The organism is Pedobacter aquatilis (assembly GCF_030409415.1).
GTDB lineage: Bacteria > Bacteroidota > Bacteroidia > Sphingobacteriales > Sphingobacteriaceae > Pedobacter > Pedobacter aquatilis.
In genome coordinates, this window is record NZ_JAUFPW010000009.1 from 19,330 (window position 1) to 31,473 (window position 12,144).

The following is a 12,144-nucleotide window of genomic DNA, read 5'->3' on the forward strand; positions in this document are numbered from 1 at the left end:
TATATCTGCTTTACTTATTGTCCTTTTTGTAATTGTTGAACATACAACACAACCTTCCAACGATCTGTTGGTGTGATTTGTGAAGCATGCGAGCCCATGTTATTTACACCATAGGTGATAGTGTGGTAGATTTTACCAGCAGTTAAATCTGCCATGTTACCACCTCTTGATGAAGCACCAGTTTGATAAGCAGGAACACCGTTGAATTTTTCAATTTTAACTAAGTGACCTTGTCCATCCCCCTTTTCACCGTGACATGGAGCACAGAAAACAACAAATGAATGTTTACCTTCTGCAAGGGTTGTACTATCTGCAACTAATGGGTTAACCATTTTAGCTCCGGCTTCGTTATATCCTTCTAAAGTATTAGGAAACTCATCGTACTCTGTAAAACCAACTGGTTTAGTATTTGCAGGTGGCAATTGTGCTGTTTTACCATCCTTAAAGTTTTTATTTGGCTGATCCGGGTTGTAAGCAATCGGATCATACATGTTACGGGCATATTCTAACCCTGTACTGCGTTTATCTTTACAAGCCGAAAAAGTAGCTGCAAAAGCGATAGCTAAAAACGCGGCATAAACAAATTTATTCTTATTCATAGCTAATGTACTTCCTTTCATTATACTTTACTTCTAAAGCACCTGCATCTTTTAATAAACCATCAATTACAGTGTGCGATGCATTTTCGTGAGCATCAATTGCAATCACAAAACGATCATCAGTAGCACGTAAATCCATTACTCTTGGTGAACGGCCAGGAAATAAGTGGGTTGATGCGTAATAAGTTAAAACCATACCGAAAGCACAGAACAATACTGTTAATTCGAACATTATCGGAATAAAATCCGGTAATGCAAATGATGGTTTACCACCGATATTTACTTTCCAATCGATAACTGCACAAAAATAAATTAAAGCAAAAGCTGCGCAAGTTCCAGTAATACCAAAGCAAAATGCTGCGATATCGATTCTCGATCTTTGAATTCCTAATTTGGCTTCTATTCCGTGTATAGGCATTGGAGTGTAAACATCATAAATGCTGATGTTATTTTCCTGAAGTTTCTCGATGCCATGCATCATCTCATCAGGGTCGCCAAAGCTGCCTAAAATATATTTGATATCACTCATTGTTATATTTTTGCGTAATCTTCTTGTTTAACACTATCAAATTTCTCTAAAGATTCTATGTATTCAGCTACATATTCTTTATTCTCATGACCTTCTTTAATCTGTTTCATCTTAGCTTGCTCACTTGCAGTTTTCAATAATAATTTAACCTCTGCAATAGCGATAGATGGTAATACTCTTAAGAATAATAAGAATAAAGTAAAGAATAGTCCGATTGAACCTACGAATACACTGATATCAACCCAAGTTGGATAGAACATTGCCCAACTCGATGGTATATAATCGCGGTGTAATGAAGTAACGATAATTACGAAACGCTCAAACCACATACCTACGTTTACAACGATTGATAAGATCCAGGTTGCTTTAATGCTTAAACGAATCTTTTTGAACCATAACAACTGTGGCGAGATTACGTTACAAGTCATCATCATCCAGTACGACCACCAGTATGGACCAGTAGATCTGTTGATGAAAGCATATTGCTCATATTCAGAACCTGAATACCATGCAATGAAGAACTCAGTTAAGTAAGCAACACCCACGATTGAACCCGTTAAGATGATGATTTTATTCATCGACTCAATGTGGAACATAGTGATGTAGTTCTCTAAACCTAAAACTTTACGGGCAACCAATAATAAGGTTAATACCATCGCGAAGCCTGAGAAAATCGCACCAGCAACGAAATAAGGAGGGAAAATAGTGGTGTGCCATCCCGGAATTACTGAAGTTGCAAAGTCCATTGATACAATTGTGTGTACCGAAAGTACTAGTGGTGTAGATATACCTGCTAAGATTAAAGATACAGCCTCAAAACGTTGCCAGGTTTTAACACTTCCAGACCAGCCGAAAGAGAAAATAGAATAGATTTTTTTACGAGTACCTACTGCACGGTCGCGAATAGTTGCAATATCTGGTAATAAACCTGTGTACCAGAATAATAATGATACAGAGAAATAAGTTGAGATTGCAAACATATCCCATACCAAAGGTGAGTTAAAGTTCACCCAAAGTGAGCCAAACTGATTTGGTAAAGGTAAAACCCAATAAGCTAACCATGGACGGCCCATGTGTGATACTACATAAGTAGCGGCGCAGATTACGGCAAAGATTGTCATCGCCTCTGCAGAACGGTTGATTGAGTTACGCCAGTTTTGACGGAAAAGTAATAGTACTGCCGAAATAAGTGTTCCGGCGTGACCAATACCTACCCACCATACGAAACCGGTGATATCCCATGCCCATCCAACTGTTTTATTTAAGCCCCATGCACCGATACCATTCCAAAAAGTGTAACTAACAGCTACTACCCAAAGTAATGCACCCAATGCTGAAACGATGAAACCAATCCACCAAGCTTTGTTCGGCTTGTTTTCTACCGGCATTAAAATATCATCCGTAATTTTTGCGTACGTGATATTATCGCCGGTAATTAATGGTTCTCTAAGTATTGATTCGTTATGTCCTGACATAATTTGTATTTTCTTTATACTAAAGCTTACGCTTGTACTGTTGTATCTGTATTTCTAATTTTTGTCATATATCCGATACCAGGTTTCACGTTGATTTCTTCTAATACGTAGTAGATACGCTCAGAACGTAAAGCTTTTGAAACTTCTGAATTAGGATCGTTCGCATCACCAAAAATGATAGCATTTGCTGAACAAGCTTCCTGACAAGCCATTTTAATATCGCCATCTTTTAATGGACGTTTTTCAATTTTAGCTTGCAATTTACCTGCTTGGATACGTTGAACACACATCGAGCATTTTTCCATAACACCACGAGAACGTGTCGTTACATCAGGATTTAAAACCAATTGAGTAAACTCGTTATTTAAATAGTTATCGAAACGTGAATCATTCCAGTAGTTGAACCAGTTGAAACGACGTACTTTATACGGACAGTTGTTTGCACAATAACGGGTACCTACACAACGGTTATAAGCCATTTGGTTTAAACCATCTGATGAGTGTACCGTTGCCAGTACCGGACATACAGTCTCGCATGGAGCATGGTCACAGTGTTGACACAACATTGGTTGGTGAACAACTGAAACGTGATCCAAGTCTTCTAACTTAGCAATTTCCTTTTCTTTAGTAACATCACCAGTTGGTGTTTCGTAGCTGTAATAACGGTCGATACGAATCCAGTGCATTTCACGACGACGACGAACCTCATCACGACCTACAACAGGGATATTATTTTCTACGTTACAAGCGACTACACAAGAACCGCAACCTGTACAAGCATTCAAATCGATTGCCATAACCCAGTTGTTCCCTGGTTTTTCATATTCATCCCAAAGATCGTAGTTTTTGTGGTCGCCTTTATGGTTACCAGCAGAAGCATCTTTTAAGTATTCTTTAAACGTAGCTTCTTTTATTACTGCACGACCTTCGAAAGAGTGGTGCGTTTGTGTTTGTGCTAATTCATAAAAACCGCCTGTTGGTGTAATGGTTACTGTTGTAGCATATTGCATTGTACCATTTACATAAGTTACAAACGGAAATGCATTTTTACCAACATCGTTACCGGCTTTACCAACTTTAGTACGGCCATAACCTAATGCGATTGAAGCTGTACCTTGTGCTTGTCCTGGCTGGATAAGAACTGGCAAATCAACTGAATAACCATTGCTGCCTTTTACGGTTACAACATCAAATTCTTTAACATTTAACGATTCTGCAAATTTAGGCGCAAGGGCAACGTAGTTATCCCAGGTTACTTTTGAAACCGGATCAGGTAATTCTTGTAAGAATGCATTGTTTGCATTTTTACCATCCCTCATTGGAATGTTTTCGTAAACCTGTAGCTGAACATCCTTAGTTAAATTTTTGCTGCTGCTTACAATTGAAGTAGCAACCTGAGCTAAAGATTGAGAAAATGAATAAGCTGAAGCAGGTTTTGGTGCTACAGTTACTACACCTTTTTCTAAAACTTCAGACCATTTTAAACCAATTGCAGGTAGCATTTTAGTTTCCCAGTTACTACGAACAAACTGATAGTAATCTTTAACTGGTGCATCAGCCCATGTTAATAAGCTTTCTTCTGCCTGACGACTGTTGAAAACAGGGTTAATTGTAGGTTGAACGATAGAGTAATAACCTTCGTAAGCATTTGCATCACCCCATGATTCTAAATAGTTATGGTTAATTGCAATTGCATCACATAAAGAAGCGGTTTCATCTGCTCTATCTGCGAAAGAGATTTTAGCAGGAACGCTTTTTAAAGCTGATTCAAATTTCTTAGCATCTACGTAATCGTAAGCAGGGTTACTGTTTAAGAATAATACAGCACCTACTTCACCACGACCCATTTCAGCAACCAAGCCATTAAATTCAGCATCGTTACCTGCGTATAAGAAACAAGGATTATCTAAATCGATAGTAGTACCATAACTTCCGATTGCGGCGTTAATAGCATTTACTAATATTTGAGTTGAAACATCATTGGAACCACAAACAACAAGTCCTTTACCTTTACTTTGAACTAATTCTTTGGCTGCTAACTTAATCACTTTATCAGCAGTTGCATTATTGCCTAAAGTTCCACCAGGTAAAGATTGACCAGTGATTGCATTATATAAAGCAATTAAAGCCGGACCTTCTTCTGATAATTTTACAGGAACACGCGTATCTGCATTTGTACCTGTTAAGCTCATTCCACTTTCAAATTGAATGTGGCGGCTCATTTTTTTGCCTTCTAATGATTTATAGTTACGGTTAGCTGTATATTGAGCAGTAAATTCTTCACCGCTAATCCATGTACCTAAGAAATCGGCACTAAAACTTACAATTAAATCTGCTTTATCGAAATTGTATTTTGGTAAAACTGCTTTACCAAAGCTATTTTGATTGGCCTGAATGATACCTGTATAAGAAACAGCATCATACTGAACCAATTTAGCTGCAGGGTATTTTGTTATAAATTGTGCTAAAACCGCATTTGTAGAAGGACTGTTAACTGTAGAAGCCACAATGCGGATTTTCTTACCACCAGCTTGTGCTTTCGCTAACTCACCTTTAACAAAGCTATCCAATTTAGCCCATGTAGTTTCTTCGTTTTTAAGAACAGGTGCTTTCAATTTAGATACATCATATAAATCTAAAACTGAAGCCTGTGCTCTTGCATCTGTACCAACGTGAAACTGACCCGCATTTGGATTTGGTTCAATTTTAATTGGACGACCTTCTCTTGTTTTTACTAAAATACTCTGGCCGTTAAAGCTCGAAGTATAATAGTTAGGAATACCTGGTGTAACCTCTTCTGGTTTTACCAAGTAAGGAATAGATTTATGAATCGGGGCTGTTTGACATGCTGCTAAAGTAACTGCACCTAAACCAAAACCTAACGCCTTTAAAAAGTCGCGGCGTGGGGTAACGGTACTTAACCCTGCTTCATTTAAAACATCTTCTATTGGAAGTGGCTCGGCAAATTCGTTTTTGTTATTCTTAACAAAATCGGGTGTATTTTTATACTCCTCTAAGCCTTTCCAGTATTTTTTGTTGCTTTCCATTTAAGCTATATTACTGTTTATTCGAACGTTCTTACTAAACTCTACAATTAATAGTGGCATTTACCACACTCTAAACCACCCAATAACGCTGGTGTAACTTTCTCGCCTTTTTTAATTTTCTCATGCGCTTCGATAACCTTTGCGTAGAAAGCATTGTTTTTCTGACCAGAAATATCTGTTTCTTTATGGCAGTTAATACACCATTTCATGGTTAATGGAGAATATTGATAAAGTTCTTCCATAGTATTAACCGGACCGTGACATGCAAAACATACTGGCTCAGTTGGCTGTAATCCTTTTGCTTTACGAATCGCATCTTCAGCAACAACTACGTGCTGAGAGTGGTTGAAGTAGGCAAAATCTGGTAAGTTGTGCACACGCACCCACTCCATTGGTTTTTCTTTACTCTTATCGTATTTCTGAGTTTCAGGATCGTAACCTAAAGCATTGTAAATTTTCTTAATCTCAGGAGAAATATCACCATCATAATTATCTCTTGCCTGTACTGCTTTGTGGCAGTTCATACAAACGTTTAATGATGGGATAGTTGCATTTTTAGATTTGAATGCACCGTTGTGGCAATATTGACAATCGATTTGATTGATACCTGCGTGTAATTCGTGAGAGAATTTAATTGGCTGTACTGGTTGGTAACCTGTGTGAACACCAGTATTCCACATACCCATCCAACCCCATGAACCTAAAGCAATGATTAAACATAAAATGAAGAACATCACAAATTTCTTGTTCTTAAACATTTTACGAACACCAACTTTTAATGGCACATCCTCTTCAATCTCAATGCCTTGTTTCTGTAAAATTAAGCGCTCTAATAACTTAGATGCACGACCTAAAATCACTAAAATAACAATAGCAACTGCAACAATGGCAACAATACCAGCGATTGATAAACCTGAAGTTGTATCATCTTTCGCAGCATTAGCAGCTCCTGCACCAGCAGCATCACCTTTAGCTTTTGGCTCACCTTCTTTAATGTATGCTAAAATGTCTTTTACTTTTTCCTCATCTAATTCCGGGAAAGAAGTCATTGCAATTTTACCATTTTCGTTGAAAAGCTTAACAGCATCAGGATCTCCTGAAGCTATCATGCCTTGCGAATTTGGAATCCATTTTAATAGGAATTCTTCAGAGTGACGATCGCTTACACCAGTTAAGGCAGGACCAATCATTTTCGCATCTAACGCGTGACATGCTGTACATTTAGCCTTGAAAAGCGTTCTTCCATTTGCAGCATCTTGCGCTTTAACGGTAGAAACCGCTATTACGGAAATGGCTGAAAATACGAATAACGATTTCCAAACGCCTTTTAAAATCATCGAGATATCTCTCATAATGAACACTTTATACTTATTTAATTTATTTTTTGTTGTGAAATTGATGTTTAAACTGAAGTAGCTCCATCAAAACTTGAACAAAAGTATAACTTATTAATAAATCCCATGACATAATACTGACTTGAAATACAATTTATAATCATTCTAAACAAATGCCATTTCAAGTCAACCAATCAATAAAAATGCCCATTTTAGAAGTTCTTCTCCAATGGGCATATGCAAACCTGTTTGGTTTTATTAAGTTTTATTGTTATTGTTTTAATATCCAGGCAAACATTAAAGGCGCAACTATTGTTGCGTCGCTCTCTACAATAAATTTAGGCGTATGAATATCTAATTTACCCCATGTAATTTTTTCGTTCGGCACAGCACCAGAATATGAACCGTAAGAAGTTGTTGAATCTGATATCTGACAGAAATAGCTCCAGAACGGAATGTTTTCCATTTCCATATCCTGATAAAGCATAGGTACAACGCAAATCGGGAAATCGCCGGCAATACCACCGCCAATCTGGAAGAAACCAATTCCTTTACCTCCGCTGTTTGCAATATACCAATCGGCTAACCAACCCATATATTCAATACCACCTTTTACAGTTGTAGCAGTTAATTCGTTTTTCATCACATATGATGCAAAAATATTACCCATCGTAGAATCTTCCCATCCTGGTACAACAATTGGCAAATTCTTTTCAGCAGCTGCTAACATCCAAGAATTTTTTGGATCGATTTCATAATACTGCTCCAAATCTCCGCTTAAAAGCATTTTGTACATAAACTCATGCGGAAAATATCTTTCGCCTGCTTGTTCAGCATCCATCCAAATTTTTTGAATATGCTTTTGTAATCTGCGGAAAGCTTCCTCTTCTGGAATACAAGTATCGGTAACGCGATTGTAATGGTTTTCTAATAAATCCCACTCATCCTGCGGACTTAAATCTCTGTAATTTGGTACGCGTTTATAATGTGAATGCGCAACCAGATTCATAATATCCTCTTCTAGGTTTGCACCTGTACAAGAAATAATCGCCACTTTATCCTGACGAATCATTTCTGCAAGCGAAATACCCAACTCAGCTGTACTCATTGCACCAGCTAAAGTTATCATCATTTTACCGCCTTCATCCAAATGCGTTTCATAGCCTTTGGCAGCATCCATCATTGCTGCAGCATTAAAATGGAGGTAATTGCGCTCCATGAACTGAGATATTGGTCCTCTTGTATTGCTCATCTTTTTTTTTATTTGTTGCGGCAAAAATAGGCATTTAGCCCGAAACGATAAAACTTATGTAAGTATTGGTTACAATTAAGATGCATGATGATGATTTGGAAAGCAAAGTCAATTCTCATCGCTTACAACAGTCCGGCTTTTTGGTACAAGGCCCAAAGAAAAATCGGGCGCTTTCCCCTCCAATCCGGTTTAAATGGCTTGGTTGCAGCTCCTATTAACAAAAACCTTACAATCGTCATAAAACAATCGTCAAATAAATCTTCAATAAAAAATCTGTTAATTTGCGGCAATGAAAAAAATTTATTTCCTCCTGTTATTTATATGCCTATCCGGAAGTTCATTTGCTCAAATGAAGTTGATTAAGAAATTGCTTTCTAACGAAAAAGACACTTTACGTAAAGCCAGTTTCTTACCTATTCCATCTTTTGGTTACGCTCAGGAAACTGGTTTTCAGTTTGGCGTAGGTGCTATTGTAGGTTTTTATGCAGATAGATTAGATACCACAAATCGTCCATCATCATTAACACTTAACTTAAACTATTCTACCTTGAAAGCATACAACATGAGTTCATTGATAGACATTTGGGGAAAGGGAAATAAACTTCATTACATCGGCGAGTTACGTTTTAAACGCATGCCTTTTAACTTTTATGGCGTTGGAAATAATACTCAAGAGCTAAACGAAGACAAGTTGATTCAACAACAAATAAAGGTTTTATTACAGGCTGAAAAACAACTGCTGCCAAAAGCATATACCGGAATTTCATTAGGCTTTGAAAATTATGAGTATAAAGATGTGGTTGCAGATGGCATTTTTAATTCAAATCCATACTACAGCAATAGAACAGGGAGTGTTTTATACTTAGGCGTTTCGCAAAGCTACGACTCCAGAAATAACAATAATTATACAACCAAAGGTTTCTTTATCAGAGGAACTTACCAATATGCGCCTGATATTTTCTCAGCAGGTAATTTCACTGGAAGCCAGATAAAAATTGATGCAAGAAACTTCTGGCGATTAAACAAAAGTTTTGCTGTTGGCGTTCAAGGTTTATATAACACGGTAATTGGCAATAACACACCTATTTACTTATTGCCGCAAATTGGTAACGATGAAATGATGCGTGGATATTACGGGGGAAGGTATCGCGATAAAAACTTGCTGGCTTTCCAGGCAGAGTTGCGTTATCGTTACAGTAGCCGCTTTGGTGCAACAGTTTTTGGTGGTACAGGAACGGTTTGGGGATTTGATGATTTCTCTGCGAAATCATTTAAGCCAAACTATGGTGGTGGTTTCAGGTATTTCTTCGACCCAGAAAAAGGCATTAGCGTTCGCCTAGATTATGGAATTGGCGAAAAAAGAATGAATGAAAAACGCCAGAATGGATTTTACATCAGCATTGCTGAAGCGTTTTAGAGATGAATGATGTTCTATGGAAGATGGATGATGGGCAAATCGTCTAATTGCCATCTTCCATTTTCCATCACCATCTCACCTCTTCCATCTCCTATCAATTACTTCTACTCCGCTCCTCTTCATTTCCTGCCTTTCGTTCAGTTTGCTTAATTTTCTCATTCCCAAAATTGTAGCGCACACTTAAGCGAAGCTGCCGATTATCGTAATAGTTATTATAAGTTTGAACAATATTATTAATTACGCTACTGTAGCGGAATTTATTTGTTTTCAAAACATCAGTAAAATTAACTGCTATTTGCAATTTTCTATTCCACATTAAAGTTTTTGAACCCAAATCCATATTGGATTGAGCTTTGTTCTTGTTCAATCCATCAACAGTTGGAAACTGATACCAGAAATTAACATCTCCATAAAAAGTTCTTTTCTTATTGAGGGTAAACTGATTTGATGTAGAAAAATAAGCGCCAAAGCCACTTAAATTACTAATTGTTTGAGGAAGATTCGATTTAGATAAATTGTAAAACAAATCAATTTGGTTTACACTCTGCAACCATTTCAAATCATTTATAACTATTGAATTACTAAGCTGATAATTGTAACCTTTAATAAAATTAACAGGTTTTAAAACTTGCGAAGTAGCGTTTTCATCAACAAAATTCACGTCGTTGTAGCCATCGGTTATTTTATTTAAAGATAAAGTTGAAATGAGCACGCCTTTGTAGGTATGCGATAATTCTACATTGTTACTGTAGGATGGCTGGAGAAAAGGATTTCCTTCAGCATATACAAACTGATTGCTATACCATCGAAATGGATTTAATTTTTTGTATGCCGGTCGGTTAATGCGACGACCATAATTAGCTGAAAACACGCTGTTTTCGTTAAGCTTGTAAGTTATAAAGCCTGTAGGGAAAAGCTGAAAATATTGGTTACGATTGTTTTGGTTAAAAGATATGCCGTTTAGTTGTGTATATTCTCCCCTTAGGCCAAATTGAAAGTCGAACTTTTTAGTTTTTTTACTGAAGTTTACGTAAAGCGCCTGGGTACTTTCTTGGTATTCGAATTGATTGAGTTGATTTAAGTCTGACTGGTAGATATTATCTAATTTTTTGTAAAATGCCAAACCACTCTCATTTTTAATAAAGCTGATTTTTGCGCCTAAAGACAGAACAAAAGCTTTGTAAGGTAAATCTACATCAGCCTTAAGTGTATATAGATTTACGTTTTGATTACTCTCTGATAAATATTCGGCAAGAGAATTTGCAATGTTCTGGCCGTTGCCAGAGTAACTTGTATTATTAAAAAACCGGTTTTTATCATCAATGTATTTAAACCAATCTGCTGTGACCAGAAATTGCTTACCATTTGAATCTAAATTGTGTTTTAAGTAAAAACTAGCTGTATTATAATTTGATTTGATTTTAGCATTTGCATCAGAATTAAGAATGGAATCGATATCTCCGATAGAGTTGAAGATTGTAGTTTTTATGTTTTCAATTGAGTAAAAATTAGTCGAACCGCCGCTGTAAGAAAACCCAATTACAGTCTTTTTTGTTAATTGATAATCTACACCAAGTTGTGCGCTTGGAACAGTTCTGAAATTTCTATCCTTATTTATAATATTCCACGTTTGAACGGGATAAAAAACATTGCTTTGCTCATAAGGAACCAAAGAACCTTCCCGAATATTGAAATTAGTATAAATTAAAATCTTATCCTTTTTAAAACTGAGGTTTCCTCCTGTAGCGAATGTTGGATGACTCGCCTGGATGTAGTTTATATTTCCTGAACCTCTAAAACCTTCGGCATTATTTTTCTTTAGAACAATGTTTATAAGCCCGTTATTCCCTTGCGCATCATATCTTGCAGGAGGATTTGTAATCACCTCAACTTTAGAAATATTATCTGATGAGATAGATTTTAGGTAATTTGAAAGTTCATCATCAGAAAGTTGAATCAGCTTGTCGTTAACCATTACATTAACACCCCCCTTTCCAACCAAAGAAACTTTATCATTCATTACCCTAACACCGGGCACCTTTGTTAATAATTCTAAAGCATCCGTACCAATGGATGCAATACTATTTTCTGCATTATAAATTGTACGATCAACTTTTTTCTCAATTAGTCTTTTTTTAGCATCAATTTGAATTTCTTGCAGATTATTTGAAACAGATATAATTGCAGATGTAATAAGCGTATCTGCCTTTAAAAGAAATGATATTTTTAGTTTTTCTGATTGAATTGAGGAAATTTCGAGGGTATATGGCCCTGAAGCTAAATTTTGGAAAACATATTTACCAGTACTATCGCTTTGCGTTAGCCTATTTGTTTTTGTACCAATCAGTTTAACCGTAAACTCAGTTAAGTTTCTGTCTCCAAAACTGAGTTGACCAACAATTTTATATTGAGCATTAGCTTTTAAGGGAATAACAAAAAGTAATAACAAAACTAAAATTCTGTGCATTAGGAAATCTTAATTTGTATCAAA

At 36.6% G+C, this 12,144-nt stretch carries 8 protein-coding genes; 1 reads left to right on the forward strand and 7 read right to left on the reverse strand.

Translation table 11 applies throughout. The annotated features are described in order from the left end of the window. Positions 1 to 14: 14 nt before the first annotated feature. From QWY86_RS02220 to QWY86_RS02245, 6 genes are all read right to left on the reverse strand, one after another. The gene (locus QWY86_RS02220) at positions 15 to 599 is read right to left on the reverse strand and encodes a c-type cytochrome (RefSeq protein ID WP_353958887.1); all 585 of its coding nucleotides are present in this window, start codon (positions 597 to 599) and stop codon (positions 15 to 17) included. Further along, positions 592 to 1,128, reverse strand: a complete 537-nt coding sequence (locus QWY86_RS02225) for a DUF3341 domain-containing protein (protein ID WP_231465771.1) — start codon at positions 1,126 to 1,128, stop codon at positions 592 to 594. The genes QWY86_RS02220 and QWY86_RS02225 overlap by 8 nt, the downstream gene beginning before the upstream one ends. A gap of 2 nt (positions 1,129 to 1,130) precedes the next feature. Beyond that, complete coding sequence (gene nrfD / locus QWY86_RS02230; RefSeq protein WP_290238230.1) at positions 1,131 to 2,603, reverse strand: NrfD/PsrC family molybdoenzyme membrane anchor subunit; 1,473 nt, start codon at positions 2,601 to 2,603, stop codon at positions 1,131 to 1,133. Between the two features lie 26 nt (positions 2,604 to 2,629). Continuing rightward, positions 2,630 to 5,650, reverse strand: coding sequence for a TAT-variant-translocated molybdopterin oxidoreductase (locus QWY86_RS02235; protein WP_290238232.1), 3,021 nt, complete (start codon positions 5,648 to 5,650; stop codon positions 2,630 to 2,632). Between the two features lie 47 nt (positions 5,651 to 5,697). Then, positions 5,698 to 7,002 carry a c-type cytochrome gene (locus QWY86_RS02240; RefSeq protein WP_290238234.1) on the reverse strand — a complete coding sequence of 435 codons (1,305 nt, stop codon included), beginning with the start codon at positions 7,000 to 7,002 and terminating at the stop codon, positions 5,698 to 5,700. A gap of 253 nt (positions 7,003 to 7,255) precedes the next feature. Next, positions 7,256 to 8,236: a deoxyhypusine synthase family protein gene (locus QWY86_RS02245; RefSeq protein ID WP_290238237.1), complete on the reverse strand. Its 981-nt coding sequence runs from the start codon at positions 8,234 to 8,236 to the stop codon at positions 7,256 to 7,258. A gap of 289 nt (positions 8,237 to 8,525) precedes the next feature. Between QWY86_RS02245 and QWY86_RS02250 the strand changes: the two genes are divergently transcribed. Next, positions 8,526 to 9,653, forward strand: coding sequence for a BamA/TamA family outer membrane protein (locus QWY86_RS02250; RefSeq protein ID WP_290238240.1), 1,128 nt, complete (start codon positions 8,526 to 8,528; stop codon positions 9,651 to 9,653). Between the two features lie 94 nt (positions 9,654 to 9,747). Here QWY86_RS02250 and QWY86_RS02255 read toward each other — a convergent pair whose 3' ends face one another. Continuing rightward, positions 9,748 to 12,120, reverse strand: a complete 2,373-nt coding sequence (locus tag QWY86_RS02255) for a TonB-dependent receptor domain-containing protein (protein ID WP_290238242.1) — start codon at positions 12,118 to 12,120, stop codon at positions 9,748 to 9,750. Positions 12,121 to 12,144 lie beyond the last annotated feature (24 nt).

Coding starts and splice junctions, on each gene's coding strand:
- QWY86_RS02220 (WP_353958887.1), bottom strand. CDS start 599: ATGAATAAGAATAAATTTGTTTATGCCGCGTTTTTAGCTATCGCTTTT.
- QWY86_RS02225 (WP_231465771.1), bottom strand. CDS start 1,128: ATGAGTGATATCAAATATATTTTAGGCAGCTTTGGCGACCCTGATGAG.
- nrfD (WP_290238230.1), bottom strand. CDS start 2,603: ATGTCAGGACATAACGAATCAATACTTAGAGAACCATTAATTACCGGC.
- QWY86_RS02235 (WP_290238232.1), bottom strand. CDS start 5,650: ATGGAAAGCAACAAAAAATACTGGAAAGGCTTAGAGGAGTATAAAAAT.
- QWY86_RS02240 (WP_290238234.1), bottom strand. CDS start 7,002: ATGAGAGATATCTCGATGATTTTAAAAGGCGTTTGGAAATCGTTATTC.
- QWY86_RS02245 (WP_290238237.1), bottom strand. CDS start 8,236: ATGAGCAATACAAGAGGACCAATATCTCAGTTCATGGAGCGCAATTAC.
- QWY86_RS02250 (WP_290238240.1), top strand. CDS start 8,526: ATGAAAAAAATTTATTTCCTCCTGTTATTTATATGCCTATCCGGAAGT.
- QWY86_RS02255 (WP_290238242.1), bottom strand. CDS start 12,120: ATGCACAGAATTTTAGTTTTGTTATTACTTTTTGTTATTCCCTTAAAA.